The following is a 21090-nucleotide window of genomic DNA, read 5'->3' as shown; positions in this document are numbered from 1 at the left end:
CTGCGGGTCAGACGGTGACGAGCGGTTGGAGCTCGGCGAAGGTCTTGTCGCCGATTCCGGAGACGTTCTTCAGGTCTTCGACCTGTGTGAAAGGGCCGTTGGCCGTTCGCCAGGCGATGATGCGAGCACCCACTTGCGGGCCCACATGCGGAAGTGTTTCGAGAGTCGTCTCGTCAGCGGTGTTGATGTTGACGATCGCGGGCGTAGCCGAACTCGCGCCACCCGAGCCGCTGCTCGCACCTGGGCTGCCAGACCCGCCCGCCCCAGCAGCCCCGGCAGCACCTGCGCCGGCCGCCGCTGCAACCGACCCCAGAGGCGGCGCTACACCGGTCTCGGGTATCACAAGCTGTTCGCCGTCTTTCACCACTCGCGCGAGATTCTGCTGCCCTTGATCGGCATTCGCGCTGAATCCGCCGGCCGCGGCCACAGCGTCGAACACTCGATCGCCCGCCTTCAGCTGATAGAGCCCAGGCCGAACGACTGACCCCAGAACGTGAACCATGATCGCCGCTCCCGTTTGCGCAGCTCCCGCAGTAGTGGCCCCAGCTCCGGCTGTCGCGCCTGGTCTGGTGCCCGCGCCGTCAGTCGCGCTGGTCGGCGAAGGCGAAGCGGTGGTTGACGAAGTACCGGTAGGGCCACCTTCGCTCGATGCGCCGCTCACGCTCGCCGGCACGGCAGCGCCTCCGGAAGAAGCTACCCGCCCACTCGTCGCAGCGGCGAGCGCAATGGTGTCGGTTCGCCCGTGCGGTGTCACCAACGAAATGACCACCGCGCACACGAGCGCCACGAGCACAAGCACGACGGCCGCCCCAACCCCGATACGAACCCGAGACCGCTGCGGCGCAGCGTCGCCGCCGGGAACCCCATCGTCGGCGGCGGCGGCTTCGGCGTCTGACGGTTCGTCGTCAGACATGGCGAGCGGAATTGCAGTAGGTGTAGCGCTAGTGCGCCGAGGGAAAAATGCCATGACCCGACCGTACGAAACAGGAAGGGCCGAGCATCCGCCCGGCCCCCGATCTGTGGAGAACTGCTAGGAGGCCGGCCTTGTGGCGATGTTGACGATTTTAGGCGCGCGCACGATGACGTTCACGATTTCGCGATCGCCGAGGAAGCGCGCAACAGCAGCCGACGAGCGCGCGAGCGCCTCGAGGTCGGTCGACGAGATCTTGGGCGAGACCTCGAGGCGGTCGCGCACCTTGCCGTCGACCTGCACCACGGCCGTCACCGACTCTTCGGTGAGCAGAGCGGGGTCGGCCCCGCGCCAGTTGTACGCCGAGATGGATGCCGGGTACCCCAAGCGCTCCCACATGTCTTCTGCGGTGTATGGCGCGAACAACGACAGCCCCAGAGCGATGGTCTCAACGGCCTCGCGCACGGCAGGGTCACCGCCGCCAGGGCCGCTGTCGATCGCCTTGCGGGCCGCATTGACGAGCTCCATAATGCGAGCGACGACCACGTTGAACTTGAACGCTTCGACCAGGCCCGGCGCTTCAGCCAAGAACCGGTGCGTCACGCGGCGCAGCGCGATGTCACCGGCGCGCCAATTGACCTCTGGAGCGGTGGTCACGTCACCCGCGAGCCGCCAAGCGCGAGCCAAGAACTTCGCCGAGGCGGCCGGCGACACGTCGGCCCAGTCGATGTCGTCTTCGGGCGGGCCGGCGAACGCCATGGTCAGACGAATGGCGTCGACACCGTGCTCGTCGAGCTGGTCGCTGAGCCGAACCAGGTTGCCCTTCGACTTCGACATGGCCGAGCCGTCCATCAGCACCATGCCCTGGTTGAGCAGCGCGCTGAACGGCTCGGTGAACGAGACATAACCGAGGTCGAACAGCACCTTCGTGATGAATCGGGCGTACAACAGGTGCAAGATGGCGTGTGTCACGCCGCCGACGTACTGATCGACGGGCGCCCACTTGTCGACCTCGCGCGGGTCGAACGCCTTCGTCTCGTCGGTGGGTGACAAGAAGCGCAAGAAGTACCACGAGCTATCGACGAAGGTGTCCATCGTGTCGGCGTCGCGCAGTGCAGGCGAGCCGTCGCGCGGGTCGGGCACGTTCACCCAATCGGCGGCGGCACCCAGCGGTGACGTGCCCTTCGGCTGCAGATTCAGGCCCTCGGTCGGCGGCAGAAGTACCGGCAGCTGATCCTCGGGCACCGGAAGCTCGGCGCCATCTGCCCCGTGGATGATCGGAATCGGCGTACCCCAATACCGCTGGCGTGAGATCAGCCAATCCCGCAGGCGGTAGTTCTTCGCGGCACGACCGGTTCCTGCGGCCGAAAGCAGCTCGATGACCTTCGTGATGGCCTTGCCCTTCGAGAGGCCGTCGAGGGCTCCCGAATTGATGAGGCGACCGTCGCCGGTCAGCGCCTTACCGGTGCTGAACGGGTCGAGTGGGGGCAGATCATCCGGAATCTCGCCGTCGGGAAAGACCGGAATAGCGCCCGTGACCGGCTGATTCGTGTCGAGCACAACGCGCACAGGCAGGTTGAAGGCACGAGCGAAGTCGAGGTCGCGTTGGTCGTGCGCGGGCACCGCCATGACCGCGCCGGTGCCGTAGTCGGCCAGCACGTAGTCGGCCGCCCAGATGGGCAGCCGCTCGCCGCTCAGCGGGTTGACGGCGTAACGCTCCATGAAGACGCCGGTCTTCGGGCGGTCGGTCGACTGCCGCTCGAGTTCGGTGCTCTTCTGCACCTCCGTGAGGTACTCGGTGAAGCGCGTGCGCGCCTCGGTAGAGACCGACGGGTCGGCGATGAGCTCTGCCGCCAGCTCAGATTCGGGCGCGATGACCATGAACGTGGCGCCGTAGAGGGTGTCGGGCCGGGTCGTGAACACGGTCACCGGCTCGGTTCGGCCCTCGATGGCGAAGTCGACATCGGCGCCGATGGAACGGCCGATCCAGTTGCGCTGCATGGCGATGACCTTGGCCGGCCAGGTGCCCTCGAGCTGCTTGAGGTCGTCGAGCAACCGGTCGGCATAGTCGGTGATCTTGAAGTACCACTGGGTGAGTTTCTTCTTCACCACGATGGCGCCCGAACGCTCGGAGGTGCCGTCAGGCAGCACCTGCTCGTTCGCGAGAACGGTCTGGTCTACCGGATCCCAGTTCACCCAGCTCGATTTACGGTAGGCGAGGCCCTTTTCGTAGAGCTTCAGAAAGAGCCACTGGTTCCATTTGTAATACTCGGGGTCAGAGGTGTGCAGCTCGCGTGACCAGTCGAACGAGCCGGCGTAGCGCCTGAAGCTCGCCTTCTGCTGGTCGATGTTCGCGTACGTCCACTCGCGCGGGTCGATCTGGCGCTTGATGGCGGCGTTCTCTGCGGGCAGCCCGAACGAATCCCAGCCGATGGGGTGCAGCACGTTGAAGCCCTGGTGACGCCAGTAGCGCGAGATGACGTCGCCGAGCGCGTACGCCTCGGCGTGACCCATGTGCAGGTCGCCTGAGGGGTACGGAAACATGTCGAGCACGTATTTGCGGGGGCGTTTGTCGCCGTCGAGGTCGGTGCGGTAGGGCTCGAGCTCATCCCAGCGCGGCAGCCACTTCTTCTGCAGGCGATCGAAGTCGTACCGGTTCGGGTCGGCGGCCTCGTCTGCGGGGGTGCGGCCTTCGCCGGCGGTACGGCCTTCGCCGGCCTCGGCGCCGCGCACGGCGTTATCGTGTTCGATAGTCACGTAAGTCTCAATTCGTCGGGAAGAAGCCGCGCGCGTTCGGGCAGACAGCGAGCCCCGCACAACTCCAACAGTCAAGAGTACTAAACGATGCTCCGCTGCGCGTCAGCCTCGAATACGCCCACAGCAGACAGCCGTGCGGAGTCAGCTGAGCCAGAACGCCTGCGTCGCGGAGGCATCAGCCCCGAGCATCCACGACGCCCAGCACAGCCAGCAGGGGCGCAGCTTTCACCTCGATCTCGGCGAGCTCGTCTTCGGGCACCGAGAGAGCCGTGATTCCGCCTCCCGTGCCGATCGAGGCTCCCGTCGGGCTGAGCACGATGCTCCGGATGCTCATGGCGAGGTCGACCCGGCCGTCGAGCCCGAAGTAACCGAACGCCCCCGCGTAAATACCGCGCCGACCCCGTTCGAGCCGGTTCAGTATCTGCATCGCGCTGATCTTCGGGGCGCCGGTCATCGAACCAGCCGGAAAACTCGCCCGAACCGCATCCACCCCCGTCAACCCGTCGGCGAGCTGAGCCGTGACAGTGCTGACGAGTTGGTGCACGGTGCTGAACGATTCGACCTCGAACAGCGCGGTCACGCGCACGGTGCCCGTCTGCGCGACTCTGCCCAGATCGTTGCGCATGAGGTCGACGATCATCACGTTCTCGGCGCGCTCTTTGACGTTCTCGCGCAATTCGTCGCGCAGCGCTGCGTCTGATTCGGGCGTGCTGCCGCGCGGGCGGGTGCCCTTGATGGGCTTGGTGGTGATAGCGCCGCCGGCCGTCACTTCGAGAAACTGCTCGGGCGACGAGCTGAGCAGCGACATCTCACCGAACCGCATGAACCCGCCGTGGTGGGTGGGGTTCGCGGCTCTGAGCGCTCGGTAGGTGGCGAGGGGCTCGGGATGCACTGCCACCGTCACCTCGTTGGTGAGGCACAACTGGTACGCATCACCCTCGCCGATGAGCCGCTGGCATTCACGAACGAGCCGCAGGTACTCGGGCGGGCTGTGGCGCCAGCGGGCGGCCGGTGCCGCCAGGGTCGATGCAGATGCCACGGAATCGGCGAATCGGCCACTGTGATCTACACCCCGATTGCCGGCCACGCGCAGCTGCTCGGCAGTCGCTTCGAGCCAGGGCTCGGGCGCCTCGTCATCCTCCGCCAGCGCGAGCAGCGTCACAGTGCGGGCGGCATGGTCGAAGGCGATCGCCCGATCGACGAACATGAAGCGCGAGTCTTCGACGTCATAGGCAAGCCAGCCGACCCAGCCGAGTTGAAACGCGGGCAGTCCGGCAGCGGCAGCAGCAGCAGCATCGGCAGCGGCAGCGGCAGCGAACCCGCCAAATCCGAAACCAGGGGCACCGCCCCGCTCCACCGCAAGCGACTTCTCGATGTCGTCGAGCACCGCCGCCCCCGCGTGATCAACCGCACTGGCCCCAAGGCGGCCAGCCGCCGAGCTCGCCGCAGCCCCGATATAACTCATTCCGACGACCGCATCTGGCCCCGAATCGAGCCAGAACGCCGTCTGCGCGCCAGCGTAGAGCGCCTCAAACGCCACCGCCGGGTCGACCCAGCAGCCGAGGTTCGAGCTGATCAGTCGGCGTGACACTGTATTAGCGTAGGGCGTGTCATGACCGAGCCTCCCCCTCCCGCCGCGCCCCCCGAGCCGGCCGGCCCCACCTCTCGCCGGTTCGTCTTTCGGGGCGGAGCCTTTCAGCAGCTCGCTGCGGTTCCGGATGCCCGGCAGCGCCTTCTGGTCGCAGACTCGTGGCTCGTCGATGAGGGCCGCGCCCGTGCGGTGGCACTTCACCACGACCGTTTCGTGCGCTCTGCTCTGGCCAGCGGAGACACCGACCCGACCCTGCTCGAAGCCTTTTGGGCTGCTGCGCTCGAAGCGATTCCGCCGATCCACCGGTGGTTTCCGCGGGTTGAGTTGAGCGCTGCGGCAGGCGTGAGCGGCGCCCGCGCTGGTGCCGGTGCTGGTCGGGGCGGCAAGCGCCGGGAGCTTTCGTTGCTCATGCGGCTCGCGCCACAACCCTCGAGTACCGCCGTTCTGGGCACTCATCAGGGAGAAGACCCGCGGAGCATCCCGAGCGTGAAGGGGCCAGACCTCGTGCGGCTCACGAAACTTCGTGACGCAGCGCGCGCCGAGGGCATCGACGACCTGGTGATTCTCACCGGCGAGGGCGAGATCATCGAGGGCACCACCACGGCCGTTCTGTGGTGGCGTGGCGACGAGTTGCACCTACCCCCCGCCGAATTCGCGCGCGTCGACAGCGTGACCGCGCGAACGATTCGGGTTCTGGCGCAGGCGACGGGCGTGCGTGTGGTCGAGGAGCGCTCCGCCCCAGCCCAGCTCGACGGCTGCGAGGTCTGGGCGGTCAACGCGCTGTACGGCATTCGGCTCGTGACCTCGTGGCCCGGCGGCCCTGCTGTCACGGCAGACCCCCGCCGTTCTGCCGAGTGGCAACGCCGGCTGGTGGCCCTGGCCAGGCCCCTGACCTGAGCGGGCGGAGATGCGGCAGCGCCGGCTGGCGGCCGTGGCCAAGCCGCCGACTTGAGCAGGCGGGGATGCGGCAGGGGAGGCCGGGACGCCCAGGTCGCTGGCGCAGGTCGCTGGCGCACGTCAGGTGGCTGGCGCACGTCAGGTCGCTGGCGCACGTCAGGTCGCTGGTACAAGTCAGGTGGCTGGCGCAGGTCAGGTTTCTGGTGCAGGTCAGGCGAGCCGCAGCGTCTGCGTTACGAGGGCCTGCGGCACGTCCGCGTGCGAGATGAGCACCACCGAACGCCGAGGGCCCGCGACCGCGAGCAGATCGGCGAGCAGAAGGTCGGCCTGGTCGGGGTCGACGTTCGCGGTCGGCTCGTCGAAGATCACCACGGGAAAGCCTGCGAGCAGCGCCCGGGCGAGCGCGATGCGCTGAGCTTGCCCGCCCGAGACCAGCGCGCCGCGCTCCCCGACGTGGGCCGAGAGCCCGCCACGCTCGAGAGCCCAATCGCGCAGCCCCACTCGCTCAAGCACGTTCAGCAGGTCGTGATCTGTGGCAGATTCACGCGCAAACAGCAGGTTCTGCCGCAGATTCGCGTCGAACAGGTAGGGCTGCTGCTCGCACAGCCCTACCGTGCGGCGCACCTCCTCGGCCGGCAGCGCACGCGCCTCCACCCCGCCGATGGTGTATTCGCCTCCGTAGTCGAGAAACCTCACGAGCGCGTGCGCAAGAGTCGTTTTACCTGCTCCACTCGGCCCGGTGACGAGCACCCGATCTCCGGGCCGGATGCTCAGCGAAACACCTCCGAACGCATCGCCCCGCGCTTCCGGCCACCTGGCCGACAGCCCGCGCAGCTCTATCGCCGACGCGATTGCGCCCACGCGTAGATCTTGCACGGGCACATCCGCGGGAATCTCTGGCGGCACCACGGTCGGCACCGCCTGCGCGACGCGCTCGGCGCTCACCCGCACCTGGCGCCACGCTCCGACAGCGAGCGGAACCATGCCGAACACCTCGAACACCGCAATGGGCACGAGCGCCAGCATCGCGAGCACAGGCCCGTCGATCGCGCCGCCGGCGAAAACGGCGCCGAACGTACCGGCTCCGGCGGCAGCGGCGACAGCAGCCGCGCCCGCAGAACCTGCCACCCCCGTCACGACGCCGAGCGCCGGAACGCCGAAGAGCAGCCCGCAGAACGTCGCCGCCCCCGCCAGCAGCGACACCACGCCCGCCACCGCGCCAGTACCCGACGCCGTACCGAGGGCGGCGCGGGTGAGTCGTGACTCGGTGTCTCGCAGGTGGTCGAGCCGGGCATCCACTGCCCCGAAAGCGACGAGCACGTCGAGGTTCGAAACGACGTCGAGGGTGCCGTCGGCGAAGTCGGCGCGCACTGGCGAAAGGTCGCGTTCGGCGCGGCCTGCGAGGCGAGCGTTCACGAGGGTGCCGAGCGCGAAGGCGAGCGCCAAGGTGACGGCGAGCGCGAGCCCGGCCGCGGGCAGCAGGATGCTCACGCCAACCACAGCGGCAACGGCCACGATGAGCGAGGTGGCCAGCGGCTGAACCACTCGCAGCGGAAGGTTCTGCAGCTCATCCACATCGCCCACGAGCCGTGCGAGCAGGTCGCCCCGGCGGGTGCCGCGCAGTCCGTCGGGAGCGAGCGGAATCAGCCGCTCGTAGATCGATACCCTCAGGTCGGCCAGCCCGCGAAAGGCGGCGTCGTGACTCTGCAGCCGCTCGAGATACCGAAAGGATGCTCGCCCGAGCGCCGCGGCGCGAACCCCGACAATCGCCGCAGACAAAAACAGTATCGGCGGCTCGTCGGCCGCCCTCGTGATGAGCCACGCCGACGTTGCGAGCAACGCCACCGCTGCGGCCGCGCTGAGCACACCGAAGATCAGCCCGGGTGCGAAAGCACGCCAGCGCGGCTGGGCGAGCCGAAGTACTTCTGAGGTGAGCATCAGCCGACCTTCGCCGAGAGCGGGGCGCCAGCGGTAGCGGCAGCGGCAGCAGCGGCAGCAGCAGCGGCTATCGGTTCCGCGATCCCGACGGGAGCCACCATGCGCACGACCTGATCGGCCGCCGTGCGAAAGGCAGGGCGATGCGAGACGACGACGACGATGGCGCCTCGTTCGGCCACCTCGCGTACTCCTGCAATCAGCGCCGCCTCGGTCGCTCTGTCGAGCGCAGAACTGGGCTCGTCGAGCACCACCACGGGGCAGCCGCGCGAAAGATGCCGGTAGAAGGCTCGCGCCACGGCGACGCGCTGCGCCTGACCGCCCGAGAGCCCGGTACCGTTCACGCCGAGCACGAAATCCTTCGCTAGATCGCCCGCGGCAGCCAACCTCAGCGCTTCTGCCACGAGGGCCGCCGACGGAGACACGTCACCGAGCGACACGTTCGACGCGATCGACCCCGCCAGGAGCCCAGGCCGCTGGCCCGCCCACGCGATTGCCTCTCGGTGCAGGGGCATCGAGCGCAGAGGTGTCGACTCTCCTCCGCCCCCTCTGCGGTCGCCAAGCTGAACGCTGCCATCGAACTCCACAAAGCCCAACAGCGCTGCGACAAGAGTCGACTTCCCGGCTCCGCTCGGCCCGGCTAACACACTGAGCGCGCCGCCAGCGAACGTCGCCGAGAAATGCTCCACCGCGACGCGGTCTGCGTATCGCACGCTCACGTCAGAGACACTCACGCGGGTAGCGCGGGTAGCGCGGGTAGCGCGGGTAGCGCGGGTAGCGCGGGTAGCGCGGGTGGCCGAATAATCCGCACCCACCGCACCGCGCCCCGCCGCATCCAGAATCTCGAACACATCATCGGTTGCCGCGACCCCGTCGGCCGCCGCGTGAAACTGCGCCCCCACCTGCCGCAGCGGCAGAAACGCCTCGGGCGCCAGCATCAGCACGAAGAGCCCGACGCCGAGCGCCAGCGATCCGTTCACCAGCCGGAGCCCGATCGACACCGCCACGAGAGCTACCGCCAGACTCGCCGCCAGCTCGAGGGCGAATCCGCTCAGAAACGACATGCGCAGCACCTTCATGGTGGCGGAGCGGTATTCGTCGGTCACCGCACGAATTCGCGCGGTCTGCCGCTTTTCTCGCCCGAACACCTTGAGGGTCGACAGCCCTTCCACCACATCGAGAAACGCGCCCGAGAGCCGGCCGAGCTGCTGCCACTGCTCGGTCTGCGCCTTCTGCGTCGCCCAACCGATCAGCACCATGAACAACGGAATGAGCGGCAACGTCAGCAGCACCGTCAAGCCGCTCTCCCAATCCCAGAAAAACAGCACGACGAGCACAACGGGTGTCACGACAACGGTCAGGATGAGCTGGGGCAAGTACTTCGAGAAATACGTGTCGAGGGCATCCAACCCACTCGTCACCACCGTCGACACCGCCGCACGGTTTCGCGTCGACAGCCACGACGGCCCGAGCCGCGGCAGCGCCTGAAGCACTTCACGCCGCAGCTGACTCTTCACCACAGTCGCGCCGCGCGCCGCGTTGACCTCCATCAGCCATGCCAGCGCAGAACGCACGAGCACGACCACCACGAGCCACGCGAGCGAGCCGGCCAGCGCGGTGAGGGGCGCGCCTTCGATGGCCGACACCACGATCGAACTCACCAGCCACGCGAATGCGACAACGCAGACCACCTGCGCCAGCGCAAGCACCGCACCCACTCCGAAAAACGCTCGCGCGGCCGCCGCGTAGTGCATAAGTCGCCGATCTACAGGCTTCATCAGGCGCTCGCCGCCGCTTCGCCAGACCCCGACGACCCAGCGCCCGACGGCCCAGCGCCAGCGCCACCGCCACCAGCCCCAGCAGCGCCAGGCTCAACCTCCTCCGTGATACTCGCCCTGCTGAGCCGCTTTCGAAACACCCAGTACGTGAACCCCTGGTACAGCAGAATCAGTGGAACGAAGATCAGCGCCACCCAGCTCATAATCGTCAGCGTGTACCCCGACGACGACGCATTCGCGATCGTGAGACTGTTCGCCGGGTCGTTCGTCGCGGGCATCACATCGGGCATCAACGACACGAACAGGCTCAGCACCGCCACGGCGATCGTGGTCGCCATCAGAGCGAACGCCCATCGATCGGCGGTCCGCAGGTTCGCGATGTACGAGCCGATCAACGTCACTGCTGCGACGGCCGAGAGGATGCCCGACCACACAGTGCCGTACGACACCGTCGTGTACACCAAGAACGCCGCCGCGACCACGATGGTCAGCAGCCCCGACCGCATGGCAAGCGCCCGAGCTCGTTCATGGATCGACCCCGACGTCTTCAACGACACGAAGATCACTCCGTGCGTGAAGAACAGCAGCAGCGTGGTGAGCCCCCCGAGAATCGCGTACGGGTTGAACAGGTCGAGCAGACTGCCGGTGAAGTTGAAACCGGCATCAAGGGGCACACCCCGAACGACGTTGGCGAACACCAGCCCCCACAAGAAGGCGGGCACGGCCGAGCCGATCACGATCATCCGGTCGAATCGTCTCTTCCACGACGCCTCGGGCCGCTGGTGCCGGTATTCGAACGAGACCCCGCGAAGGATGAGCGCCAGCAGAATAGCGAGCATCACCAGGTAGAAGCCGCTGAACAGCGTGGCGTACCACTCGGGGAACGCCGCGAACATCACGGCTCCCGCCACGATGACCCAGGTCTCGTTCAAGTCCCAGATGGGCCCGATGGTGTTGATGAGCACTCGGCGGTCAGTATCGTCGCGACCGAGAAACGGCAGCGTCATGCCGACGCCGAAGTCGAACCCGTCGAGCACGAAGTACCCAATGAAGAAGAAGCCGAGAATGAAGAACCAGAGGGTAGGCAGATCCATGATCAGTACACCGTCGCTTCGTGGGCGATTTCGCCCGTCACTTCGTCAGGTTCGGGCGGCTCTTCTGGCCCCTGGTGCACGGCTTTCTTGATGAGCCTGAATTCGACCACGGCCAGAATGCCGTAGATCAGCGTGAACGCGATGAGCGAAATCAGCACCTCGAGCCCGGTCGTGTTGGGCGAGACGCCATCGCTGGTCTTCAGCAGGCCGAACACGAGCCACGGTTGACGGCCCATTTCGGTGAACACCCAGCCCACGATCATGGCGGCCAGCGGCAGCGGCACAGCCCAAATGGCGACCTTCCACATCCAGCGCTTCGGCTCACGACCCTTCCGGGTGAACCACAGACCCGCTACTGCAGTGACGATCGAGAGCACGCCGAACAGAATCATGTACCGAAACGCCCAGTAGGTGACCCAGATGATCGGTGTGTAGTCGCCCGGCCCGTACGTTTGCGTGTACTGCGCCTGCAGATCGTTGATGCCCTCGACCGTGCCGTTCAGCGTATGGGTCGACAAGAACGACAGCAGATACGGTATTCGAATCGAGAACAACTCGCTCACCCCGTCGGGCGTGCCGAGTGTGAACAGTGAGAACGAAGCGTTCGCGCCCGTCGCCGTGTTGTACAACGCCTCGGCCGCAGCCATCTTCATGGGCTGCGTCTGCACCATGGCGAGCCCGAGCTGGTCGCCGGTGAAGATGGTCAGAATACCCGCGATCACCATCATCCAGAGCCCGAACTTCAGCGCCGGGCGCATCGTGTCAACGTGCTGTTTACGAGTCAGATGCCACGCCGCAGCACTGATGATGAGCGCCGCGGTCACCATGAAGCAGGCGAAGATCGTGTGCGGAAACGCGGCGAGCGCCACTTTATTCGTCAACAGCGCCCAGATGTCGGTCAGCTCGGCACGGCCCTTGGCCTGGTTGATCTGGTAGCCCACCGGGTTCTGCATGAACGCGTTGGCAGCGATGATGAAATACGCCGACAGGATGCTCGCCAGCGCGGTGATCCAGATCGTGGCGAGATGCAGCTTCTTCGGCAATCGATCCCAGCCGAAGATCCACAACCCGATGAACGTCGCCTCGAGAAAAAACGCCAGCAACCCCTCGAGCGCCAGCGGAGCGCCGAACACATCGCCAACGAACCGTGAGTAGTCAGACCAGTTCATGCCGAACTGAAACTCCTGCACGATGCCGGTCACCACGCCCATGGCGAAGTTGATCAGAAAGATCTTGCCGAAGAACTTCGTCAGCTGGAGGTACTGCGCCTTATTGGTGCGAACCCATGCCGTTTGAAAAATGGCAGCGGTCAGTGCCAGCCCAATGGTGAGGGGCACAAACAGAAAGTGATAGATCGTTGTCAGGCCGAACTGCCAGCGTGACAGCAGTAACGGATCAAGCAAGTCGTTCACAGCGCCTCCGCGTGTCAACTGCTCAGCTGTTTCTGAGCTACTATTGTGCGTTTTCCCGGGTGAATCCGGTAGTTCTACATTGTGTAGAAAAGCAACTTCTACCGAGTGTAGAACAATTCTGCGAAAGGCGGTAATGTAAAAGCATGGCAACCCTGGGTGACCTCGAACGATCGATCATGGAGCGACTGTGGTCGAGCGACGAACCTGTATCGGCAGCCGAATTGCGAGACGAACTGGCTCACAAGACCAGCGCCGGCAATGAGCTCGCACTGACCACCATGCTCACCGTGCTTTCGCGGCTCGAGCGCAAAGGTTTCGTCGATCGCAACCGCAAGGTGCGCCCGCACCTCTACTACGCGGTCACGACTCGTGCCGACCACACCTCAGAGCTGCTGCAGCAGGCCCTGGGCGCAGAGCCCGACCGCGCTGCGGCACTCGCCCACTTCGTAGGCCAGGTGACACCCCAAGAGGCCGAAACGCTGCGCCAGCTGCTGGATGCTCGTGCCAGCGAATCCCCCGCCCCCTCGCTTGTCGACCCGGCGTAACTCTGCGCCGCAGTGAGTCCGTTACGACCACACTGAGTCCGCTCTAACGGCTCAACTGCGTCGCATTGGGCTCACGAGTCAAACCCCGAGGCGTGGAGGCTGGGATGAGACCGAGGCAATGCGGGTACGCTGAGCGCGTGCTTCCCCGGTTGACAGTAGAGCTGCCATGAACTCGATGCTCATCGCATCGGTGCTACTTGCCGCGCTCGCCGTTCTGCTGGCCTGGCCGGTTCCGGTGCTGCTCGCCAAAGCGCACTGGCCGAGCCGCTCGCCGGGAGTCGCACTCGGTGTCTGGTCGGCCATCGCCCTCGCGGGTGGATTCTCGATGATCGGCTCGCTCGTCACCTTCGGCCTTGCGCCGTTCAGTTCGAGTCTCATCCGTGGGCTGCGCGAACTGCCGCCCCTCTTCGTCACCGGTCCGCTGCCCCCCGATGTCGGTCTGATTCAGATCTTCGCCCTCAGCAGCGCCGCCCTGCTCACCGCACACCTGCTGCTGAACCTGGCCGTCACCACGACCCGAACCGAACGGCAGCGCCGCCGCCACCGCGCACTCGTCGAGTTGCTCAGCACTCCCCTGCAGGGCCGCCCGGGAACGCACATCATCGACTCCCCCGCACCCGTTGCCTACTGCCTGCCCGGAGCCCGAACCGTCACCGTGCTCTCTGAGGGCCTGGTCACTCTGCTCAGCACCGATCAGCTCGAGGCCGTCATCGCCCACGAGCGCGGCCACCTGCGCCAGCAACACCACATCGTGCTCGTCGCCTTCGAGTCGTGGCGCAGCGCCCTCCCCTGGTTTCCCATCGCGACCCGCGCCCAGGTCGCCGTCTCACTGCTGGTCGAGATGCTGGCGGATGATCAGAGCCGCCGTTTCACCGACGACGAGACTCTGGCGCAAGCGATCGCGCTGGTGGGCTCGGCTGAGACCGAGGCCATCGTGCGGCGCCCGAACGGCCGCGCGGCCGCGGTAGCGCTGGCCGATCGCCGAGGCGCTGGCGTCGGTGCCAGTTCTGGCGGTTCGTCGCGCGAGAACGCGGGTGGCTGGTCGCTCGACCCCGTCACTGCGCGGGTGGCCCGCCTCGTGCATCCGGAGCCCCCCTTGAACGTCGCAACACGGGCGTTCATCGTGGGCACCGCCGTCGTCATGCTGGCCATACCCACGGTTTTGTTGCTGGCTTCTTAACGAACGAGGCCGGGCCGCCTCCCGAGGGAAGCAACCCGGCGCTCAGACGCACAAATTTTTAGAAGCAAAGCCTCTTAGAAGCAGAGCCTCTTAGAAGCAGAGCCTCTTAGAACAGTTTCTCTTTCGCCAGCCAGGCCTTCGCGATGTCTGCAGACGACTTCTGGTCGACCGTGCTCTCATCGTTCAGCGCAGCGAGCTCAGACGAGGTCAACGCGGCGTCGACCTTGTTGATCACCGAGGTGACCTCAGGGGTTGCAGCGGCCTTGTTGATCAGCGGAACGACGTTCGAGGCCAGAATGAGGCCCTTCGGGTCGCTCAACACAACGAGGTTGTCTTTGGTGATGGCCGATGACGAGGTGTAGATGTCAGCAACCTGAACCGTGTTGTTTTGCAGCGCCTGAACCGTGAGGGGTCCGCCGGAGTCGTTGATCGGGGTGAATCCCAGAGTCACACCGTAGGTGCTCAGAGCACCCGTGGGGCCGTAGGGCCTGGTCGAGAACTCCTGGTTGGCGCCGAGCGTCAGGTTCGGCACCTTGGCGAGGTCGGCGATGCTCGTCACACCGTTGGCGTCAGAGAATGCCTTGGTGACGACGTACGCGTCTTGGTCGGCAGCAGGAGCCTGGTCGAGAACCGTCAGGTTGTCGGGAACGGCCTTCTGCAACGCTGCGTAGACATCAGCCGATGTGGTGGCGGTAGCCGTCTTGTCGAGGTACTGCAAGAGGTTTCCGGTGTACTCCGGAAACAGCGTGATGGTGCCGTTCTCCACCGACGGCAGGTATGCGTCACGCTGCCCGATGTTGAACTGGCGGGTCACCGTCTGGCCGTTGGCCTCGAGCGCCTGCGCGTAGATCTCGGCGATGATCTCGTTGGAGTAGTACGCCTGCGAGCCGATGACGATGGTGCCTGCGCTAGCCGACGCACTCGACCCGAGCGGGGTACTACTACTCGACGAACACCCTGCCAGTGCGATTGCCGCACTGACCGCGATAGCGCCGATAACGGCGATACGGCCTTTCTTGCCTGCTGTGAACATGCTATTTCCCTTCTTGGATGGGGGATCCCACCGTCGGTCTCGACCGGGTTGGTCGCGACCGAACTTCTGCGATCTGCCCTGCGGTGACACCGCGTGGCACGATCAACCTCTGAAGAAGGGCGAATATGCCCTCCAGAACCAATGCGAGCGCAGTGACCAGAATCGAGGCGCCCAAAAGCTCGTTGTAGTCGCGCGTCACGAGCCCGTCGTTGATGAACACGCCGAGGGCCCCGCCGCTGGCGAAATAGGCCAGTGTCGCTGTCGCCACCACCTGCAGAATGCCCGATCGGATGCCCGCCACGATCAACGGCGCCCCGAGCGGCACCTCTACTTTCGTCAGCACCTGCCACTCGGTCATGCCCATGGCTCGTGCGGCATCCACCGTGCGTTTGTCGACGGCCTCGACCCCGGCATAGGCACCAGACAACACGGGTGGAATCGCCAGAATCACGAACGCGAGCAACGGGGCCTTGAACCCGATGCCGATGGCGAGCGCGAAGATGATGAGCAGGCCGAGACTCGGCAGCGCACGCAGTCCGCCCGAGAGAGCGACCGCAACGTCACGGCCCTTGCCGGTGTGCCCGATGAGCAGGCCGAGGGGTATGGCGATGGCCGCCGCAATGGCTACCGCACCGAAGGTGTAGCCGAGTTGCTCGAGAATGCGGCTGGGAATGTCACCGGGGCCGCTCCAGCGCACGGGATCGAAGATCCACGCGAAGCCCTGCTGAATGAAGTTCATGACAGCACCGCCTCGGCCTGCGCCTCGCGCACGCGGCGCTTCGAGACGCGCGCTCTGTCAGCCCGCGTCCACGGCATCAACAGCCGCCCGATGAAGACCAGCACCAGGTCGAACACGATGGCGATCACCAGCGTCGCCACGATACCGCTGATGACCTCGCCCGGAATGTCGCGCTGCAGGCCGTTCAAGAACAGGTAGCCCAGGCTTGTGACGCCGATGACCGATCCGATGCTCACGAGGCTGACCGTGCTGACCGACACCACCCGAATCCCGGCGAGTAGTACGGGCCCGGAAAGGGGAAACTCGACCCGCCAGAATCGGCTCCAGCCCGAGAAACCCATGGCGGTGGCGGCCTGACGGGTTCCGGGGTCGACGGAGGCCAGAGCATCCGCAGTCTGCCGCACCATCAATGCCACGGCGTAGATGGTGAGGCCCACGACCACATTGATGGGGTCGAGGATGCCCGTGCCGATGATGGCCGGCAGAGCGATGAACAACGGCAGCGAGGGAATCGTGTAGAGCAGCCCGCTGACCGTCAGCAGCACCCCACGGGTCAGCTTGAAGCGGTTGGCGACCCAGCCCAGCGGCAGCGAGATGATGAAACCCAGAATGATGGGCGGAATGGCGAGCGTCACCTGAATCAGCGTGAGCTGCCAGATGAGATCGAAGTTGTTGACGACCCAGTTCACGAGAGTGCGTTCCTCACGATTGCAGTACCCCCGTGGGCCGGCCGTCGGCGTCGACCACCACGTTGCGGCCGTTCACCACCTCGACCTTCAGCGCCCGGCGGCCGCGGTCGGCACCGATGAAGGTTGCCACGAAGTCGTTGGCCGGCTTCGAGAGAATCTCGGCCGGCGTGCCCGCCTGCGCGATACGGCCACCCTTTTCGAGCAGCACCACCTGGTCGCCGAGCAGAAACGCCTCGTCGATGTCGTGGGTCACGAACACGATGGTCTTGCCGAGGTCACGTTGAATTCGTACGAGCTCTTGCTGCAGTTCGGCGCGGACGATGGGGTCGACGGCGCCGAACGGTTCGTCCATAAGCAAGATGTTGGGGTCGGCAGCGAGGCCACGAGCTACGCCGACGCGCTGCTGTTGGCCGCCAGAGAGCTGACTGGGGTAACGGTCGGCGAGGGCGCGGTCGAGGCCCACGGTGTCGAGTAGGGCGAGGGCTGCCTGCCGGGCATCCGCTCTCTTGACGCCGTTCAAGAGAGGAACGGTCGCGACATTGTCGACCACCTTGCGGTGCGGCAGCAGCCCCGAGTTCTGCATGACATAGCCGATGCTGCGGCGGAGCTTCACGGGGTTGAGCTTGTAGATGCTTTCGCCGTCGATCTCGATCTCGCCGCTGGTCTTCTCCACCATGCGGTTGATCATGCGCAGAAGCGTAGTTTTACCTGACCCAGACGAGCCGACGAGCACCGTGGTCTGGCGCGCCGGAATCACCAGGCTGAACTCGTCGACAGCCACGGTTCCGTCAGAAAACTGTTTGGTGACCGCTGTGAATTCGATCATGTGGTCGTCTCTCGTCGTGATGGGCGGTGTGGGCCAAGCAAAACATCATTGCGGGCGATTGGCAAAGCCAAAAGCCGGGCTTGACGCAGTGTTACGCACACCACCGACATTCACAACGGTGAAAAGGTTACGAGAGCCTTACCGAAGGGGCGACCCGTACCAGGCGAGACCCGCTACTTGACCGGCGCGTCTTCGCTGACCGACGTCAGGTAACCCCGAACGACCTTGCGAGCCTCGGCGATGATGGTCTCATCACCCTTCTTGTCGGCAACGAAGGCCCGGGTCAGCAAGGCGTCGGTCATGTTCACCGACATCTCGATGCGCAGGGTCAGTTCGTCGGTCTCGGCCAGGCCGAAGTCTTCGCTGATGATGGCCGCGAACGCCTTCGCGATGCGGGCCGACCGGATGCCCGACGGCTCCACATCGGGGTACGAGACCAAGTCGCCCAGACGAATCGACGTGAAGCCGACCTCGGTGCGATGCATCTCGACGCCGGTGTCGAACGAGACCATCAGCAGGTCGATCCACGACTCGGGCTTCTCACGGAGGATGTTCTCACGGGTCTGGCGCAAAAAGCGATCCATGCTGCGAAGACTCAGCGCCGAGAGCACCGCGATGCGGTCGGGGAAGTAGCGGTAGACGGTGCCGATGGAGGCGCCCGCTCGCTCGGCGACCATGGCCGTCGTCATGCGCTCGACGCCGACCTCTTCGACGACCTCGGCTGCGGCATCGACCAAGGCAGAAATACGTGTCGAACTGCGAACCTGAACAGGCTCGTTTCGAACGTTGACCATCTCGAGCAGGGTTTCGTCGATGAGCTTACTGAGCGACACTTTGGGCCATCCCCTTCGTTGTAACAAGTAAGTCTCATGTTACTCGCAGGCGAGGAATCATCTACGTACGAGTCACCGAGTCTGAGTAAATTCTCTCGCGTTTGCCAGGAAAAGTGGCCGAACAACATTTCATTTTCGATTTATCTTCACGACTGAGAGCCCAATCTCCGAAGTCTTCAGCCTGATCTGACAGACTGTGCGGGTGTCAACCGAGCCAGCACCGACCTTCCCCGTAACCAAGGTCACCCCTGAACTCATATTGCACAGGGCTGCCCGAATCGAAGACGCGTTTCACGAATTTCGCGAGAATAGGGCGCGCAAACGCGGGTACTACACCACGGTCATCCCGTACACCGGCTACGGCTCGACCACCTGGATTCGGGTGCTCAGCCGCGTGCTGCTGACCCGCGACAAGAAGCATCGCCGTCGGCTGCCCCTTATCGGCCGGCGAGACGAGACCGTGCGTGGCTGGCGCAGCTTCACAAGCGTTCCTGTGAACGAGGTCGAGGTCACGGTGACCGTCGACGGGGTCGTGCACCAGGTGAAGGCCGACCGCGGCGGGGTAGTGGATGCTGAACTCGCCGTTTCGCTCGAACCCGGCTGGCACACCATTCAACTGCAAGCCGAAGACTCGCAGATCGTCGAAGCCCCCGTGTTCGTCATCGACCCTTCAGCGAAGTTCGGCGTGGTCAGTGACATCGACGACACCGTGATGGTGACGGCGTTGCCCCGGCCGCTGCTGGCCGCGTGGAACACGTTCGTGCTCGACGAGCACGCTCGTATGCCGACGCCCGGCATGGCCGTGCTGCTCGATCGGCTTGCCTCCGTGCATCCGGGTTCGCCCACAATTTATCTCTCGACGGGAGCATGGAACGTGGCACCCACGTTGACCCGGTTCTTGTCGCGCAACCTCTACCCCTCTGGCGCCCTGCTGCTCACCGACTGGGGGCCCACGCACGACCGGCTTTTTCGCAGCGGGCGGGAGCACAAGCGCGACAACCTGCACCGGCTCGCCGAGGAGTTTCCTGAGATGAAGTGGCTGCTGGTGGGTGACGACGGCCAGCACGACGAAGAGATCTACGGCGAATTCGAAGAGCTGTACCCGAACAACGTGGCGGCTATCGCGATACGACAGCTTTCGCCAAGCGAGGCGGTACTCGCCGGCGGTCGTTCAAAGGCCGAAGACATGTCAGAGAAGTCGCAGGCGTTGTGGGTGTACGCGCCCGACGGTGCCGGTCTCGCCAAGCAATTGCGGGCCGCCGGGCTGCTCTGAGCGCAGCGGCATTCGGCGGGGCTGGGCGAGGCGGAGCGACGGTAAGGCGAGGCGAGGGTAAGGCGGAGCGGGGCGAGGCGAACGATGGCGAAAACGAATGCTGACCGCAAGCGACTGACCGGGTTGCGCTTGGCCAGCCAGCGCATCGCGCCCGGTGCAACGCCGGCCTCGGCCAGCGAAACCGTGCGCTGGATGACCGCGATGCAAGCCCAAGACCTGCCGGGCGCGAAGTGGTCGGTCGGGCTGCGCACACCCGGCTGCACGCTCGCCGACGTCGACGCGTCGTTGAACGGTGGCGAGTTCGTGCGATCGTGGCCGTTTCGGGGCACGCTTCATTTCGTGGCAGGCGAAGACCTGGGCTGGATGCTCGATCTGACGGCTTCGCGAACGATAGCCGGTGCGGCAACCAGACACCGAGGCCTCGGTCTCGACACGTCGACGTTCGAGCAAGCGCGGGTCATCGCCGAGAGTGCGCTCTCGGGTGGGCGGGCACTGACCCGCGACGAACTCTTCGCTGAGTTCGCCGCAGGCGGAGTCGCGACCGACGGCCAACGCGGGGTGCACGTGCTCTGGTACCTCAGCCACACCAAAACGCTGTGCTTCGGCCCGATGATCGGCAATGCGCAGGCGCTGGTGCTGCTCGACGAGTGGGTTACCGCGCCTCGCCGCTTGCAGCGCGACGAGAGTCTCGGCGAACTGGTGCAGCGCTACTTCACCAGCCACGGGCCCGCAACGCTGAAAGACTTTCTCTGGTGGTCGAAAGTGTTGGCGAAAGAGGCGGCCACCGGTCTCAACATCGCTCGGCCGGGTCTCGAGTCGCTGGAACTCGACGGTGTGACGTACTGGATGGGCGCCGGCACGCTCGACGCCGCCTCGCGAGGCGGTTCTGACCCGGGCTCGCCTGTCAGCGACAGTACCGGCATTCCGGCGGTCGCTGCCGCCCGCCCACCGCGCAAGCCTCCCGTGCACCTGCTGCCCGGGTTCGACGAGTACCTCCTCGGCTACACCGACCGCAGCGCTGCCCTCGATGCGGCGCACTTCGAGCGGATCGTTCCCGGGGGCAACGGGATGTTCTTGCCGACCATCGTGGCTGGTGGCCGCGTTCTCGGCACCTGGTCGCGCCGCGCCACGGCGAAAAAGGTGACGGTCACGTTCGACCCCTTCGTGACGCTGACGGCTGCGCAACTCGCGGGTGCTTCTTCCGCTGCGCGCACCTACTCTCGGTATCTCGGGGTGCCGCTCGCTGAGTAGCCCGCCTTTGCTGGGTTCGGCGTTGTGGGGTGGTTTTGAGGTGGTGGGGTGGTTTTGGGGTGGTGGGGTGGGTGTCGGGCGATAATTTGTCTGCCCAGCTCAAACAATGAATGTCAGCGCTGTTTGTGCGGGAGCGTTGGGGTGCGGCGGCGCTGGCATCCATAACTCGACAGGCAGCCAAACAATCGCCCGACACCCACCCCGGCAGCACGGGGGCGTGACCGTGTCCCGCGTCAAGTAGTTGGCAGGGTTTCTTCTTTTTCGAAGTTGGGGATGGTGGGGTCGGCGAGGCCGGCGTGAACGTCGGCGGGCCGGTTCCAGGCGATCGCTTCGTGTGGCCGGACGTG

At 65.5% G+C, this 21090-nt stretch carries 17 protein-coding genes; 5 read left to right on the top strand and 12 right to left on the bottom strand.

Annotated features, from left to right (window positions below):
* Positions 1-7 precede the first annotated feature (7 nt).
* The 3 genes from IEX24_RS19740 to pabB form a co-directional block, all read right to left on the bottom strand.
* Positions 8-967 (bottom strand): ComEA family DNA-binding protein, encoded by a 960-nt coding sequence (locus tag IEX24_RS19740; protein ID WP_229715556.1) that lies wholly within the window; start codon positions 965-967, stop codon positions 8-10.
* A gap of 63 nt (positions 968-1030) precedes the next feature.
* Positions 1031-3667: a leucine--tRNA ligase gene (gene leuS / locus IEX24_RS18400; RefSeq protein WP_268236297.1), complete on the bottom strand. Its 2637-nt coding sequence runs from the start codon at positions 3665-3667 to the stop codon at positions 1031-1033.
* Positions 3668-3842: 175 nt separating this feature from the next.
* Complete coding sequence (pabB, locus tag IEX24_RS18395) at positions 3843-5258, bottom strand: aminodeoxychorismate synthase component I (RefSeq protein WP_229715553.1); 1416 nt, start codon at positions 5256-5258, stop codon at positions 3843-3845.
* Between the two features lie 21 nt (positions 5259-5279).
* Here pabB and IEX24_RS18390 point away from each other — a divergent pair, with 21 nt between their 5' ends.
* Positions 5280-6155, top strand: a complete 876-nt coding sequence (locus IEX24_RS18390; protein WP_188681040.1) for an aminotransferase class IV — start codon at positions 5280-5282, stop codon at positions 6153-6155.
* A 210-nt stretch (positions 6156-6365) separates the two neighbouring features.
* Here IEX24_RS18390 and cydC read toward each other — a convergent pair whose 3' ends face one another.
* From cydC to IEX24_RS18370, 4 genes are read right to left on the bottom strand one after another with little or no spacing between them, the layout of a single operon-like run.
* Positions 6366-8093 carry a thiol reductant ABC exporter subunit CydC gene (gene cydC, locus IEX24_RS18385; protein ID WP_188681038.1) on the bottom strand — a complete coding sequence of 576 codons (1728 nt, stop codon included), beginning with the start codon at positions 8091-8093 and terminating at the stop codon, positions 6366-6368.
* The gene (cydD, locus tag IEX24_RS18380; RefSeq protein ID WP_188681036.1) at positions 8093-9868 is read right to left on the bottom strand and encodes a thiol reductant ABC exporter subunit CydD; all 1776 of its coding nucleotides are present in this window, start codon (positions 9866-9868) and stop codon (positions 8093-8095) included. The genes cydC and cydD overlap by 1 nt, the downstream gene beginning before the upstream one ends.
* On the bottom strand, positions 9868-10962 hold the full coding sequence (gene cydB, locus IEX24_RS18375; RefSeq protein ID WP_188681034.1) for a cytochrome d ubiquinol oxidase subunit II: 1095 nt from the start codon (positions 10960-10962) through the stop codon (positions 9868-9870). Before cydB ends, cydD begins: the two co-directional genes overlap by 1 nt.
* A 2-nt stretch (positions 10963-10964) precedes the next feature.
* A complete protein-coding gene (locus IEX24_RS18370) occupies positions 10965-12374 on the bottom strand; it encodes a cytochrome ubiquinol oxidase subunit I (protein WP_188681032.1) in 1410 nt (469 codons plus the stop codon).
* Positions 12375-12517: 143 nt separating this feature from the next.
* Between IEX24_RS18370 and IEX24_RS18365 the strand changes: the two genes are divergently transcribed.
* Both IEX24_RS18365 and IEX24_RS18360 read left to right on the top strand, forming a co-directional pair.
* Positions 12518-12919, top strand: a complete 402-nt coding sequence (locus IEX24_RS18365) for a BlaI/MecI/CopY family transcriptional regulator (RefSeq protein WP_188681030.1) — start codon at positions 12518-12520, stop codon at positions 12917-12919.
* Between the two features lie 166 nt (positions 12920-13085).
* Entirely contained in the window at positions 13086-14099 is a 1014-nt protein-coding gene (locus IEX24_RS18360) for a M56 family metallopeptidase (RefSeq protein ID WP_188681028.1), read from the top strand.
* A gap of 106 nt (positions 14100-14205) precedes the next feature.
* Here the strand turns inward: IEX24_RS18360 and IEX24_RS18355 are convergent, their stop codons facing one another.
* From IEX24_RS18355 to IEX24_RS18335, 5 genes are all read right to left on the bottom strand, one after another.
* The gene (locus IEX24_RS18355) at positions 14206-15132 is read right to left on the bottom strand and encodes an ABC transporter substrate-binding protein (RefSeq protein WP_188681026.1); all 927 of its coding nucleotides are present in this window, start codon (positions 15130-15132) and stop codon (positions 14206-14208) included.
* 1 nt (position 15133) lies between these two features.
* Positions 15134-15871 (bottom strand): ABC transporter permease, encoded by a 738-nt coding sequence (locus tag IEX24_RS18350; RefSeq protein WP_188681025.1) that lies wholly within the window; start codon positions 15869-15871, stop codon positions 15134-15136.
* On the bottom strand, positions 15868-16560 hold the full coding sequence (locus IEX24_RS18345) for an ABC transporter permease (RefSeq protein WP_188681023.1): 693 nt from the start codon (positions 16558-16560) through the stop codon (positions 15868-15870). Before IEX24_RS18345 ends, IEX24_RS18350 begins: the two co-directional genes overlap by 4 nt.
* 13 nt (positions 16561-16573) lie before the next feature.
* Positions 16574-17386 (bottom strand): ABC transporter ATP-binding protein, encoded by an 813-nt coding sequence (locus IEX24_RS18340; RefSeq protein ID WP_188681021.1) that lies wholly within the window; start codon positions 17384-17386, stop codon positions 16574-16576.
* A gap of 173 nt (positions 17387-17559) precedes the next feature.
* Entirely contained in the window at positions 17560-18219 is a 660-nt protein-coding gene (locus tag IEX24_RS18335; protein WP_229715551.1) for a TetR family transcriptional regulator, read from the bottom strand.
* A gap of 202 nt (positions 18220-18421) precedes the next feature.
* Between IEX24_RS18335 and IEX24_RS18330 the strand changes: the two genes are divergently transcribed.
* Together IEX24_RS18330 and IEX24_RS18325 are read left to right on the top strand one after the other, a co-directional pair.
* A complete protein-coding gene (locus IEX24_RS18330; RefSeq protein ID WP_229715549.1) occupies positions 18422-19492 on the top strand; it encodes an App1 family protein phosphatidate phosphatase in 1071 nt (356 codons plus the stop codon).
* Positions 19493-19576: 84 nt separating this feature from the next.
* On the top strand, positions 19577-20743 hold the full coding sequence (locus IEX24_RS18325; RefSeq protein ID WP_188681019.1) for a winged helix DNA-binding domain-containing protein: 1167 nt from the start codon (positions 19577-19579) through the stop codon (positions 20741-20743).
* Positions 20744-21090: the final 347 nt, after the last annotated feature.

It is taken from the genome of Subtercola lobariae (genome assembly GCF_014640255.1).
GTDB lineage: Bacteria > Actinomycetota > Actinomycetes > Actinomycetales > Microbacteriaceae > Subtercola > Subtercola lobariae.
Note: the sequence above shows the minus strand (reverse complement) of the source record. Positions and strands in the feature narration are given on the sequence as shown.

Bases quoted from the DNA above. Each gene is read 5' to 3' on its own strand.
- cydB (WP_188681034.1), bottom strand. From the start codon at position 10,962: ATGGATCTGCCTACCCTCTGGTTCTTCATTCTCGGCTTCTTCTTCATT.
- cydC (WP_188681038.1), bottom strand. From the start codon at position 8,093: ATGCTCACCTCAGAAGTACTTCGGCTCGCCCAGCCGCGCTGGCGTGCT.
- IEX24_RS18340 (WP_188681021.1), bottom strand. From the start codon at position 17,386: ATGATCGAATTCACAGCGGTCACCAAACAGTTTTCTGACGGAACCGTG.
- IEX24_RS19740 (WP_229715556.1), bottom strand. From the start codon at position 967: ATGGCATTTTTCCCTCGGCGCACTAGCGCTACACCTACTGCAATTCCG.
- IEX24_RS18360 (WP_188681028.1), top strand. From the start codon at position 13,086: ATGAACTCGATGCTCATCGCATCGGTGCTACTTGCCGCGCTCGCCGTT.
- IEX24_RS18365 (WP_188681030.1), top strand. From the start codon at position 12,518: ATGGCAACCCTGGGTGACCTCGAACGATCGATCATGGAGCGACTGTGG.
- cydD (WP_188681036.1), bottom strand. From the start codon at position 9,868: ATGAAGCCTGTAGATCGGCGACTTATGCACTACGCGGCGGCCGCGCGA.
- IEX24_RS18390 (WP_188681040.1), top strand. From the start codon at position 5,280: ATGACCGAGCCTCCCCCTCCCGCCGCGCCCCCCGAGCCGGCCGGCCCC.
- IEX24_RS18325 (WP_188681019.1), top strand. From the start codon at position 19,577: ATGGCGAAAACGAATGCTGACCGCAAGCGACTGACCGGGTTGCGCTTG.
- IEX24_RS18355 (WP_188681026.1), bottom strand. From the start codon at position 15,132: ATGTTCACAGCAGGCAAGAAAGGCCGTATCGCCGTTATCGGCGCTATC.
- IEX24_RS18350 (WP_188681025.1), bottom strand. From the start codon at position 15,871: ATGAACTTCATTCAGCAGGGCTTCGCGTGGATCTTCGATCCCGTGCGC.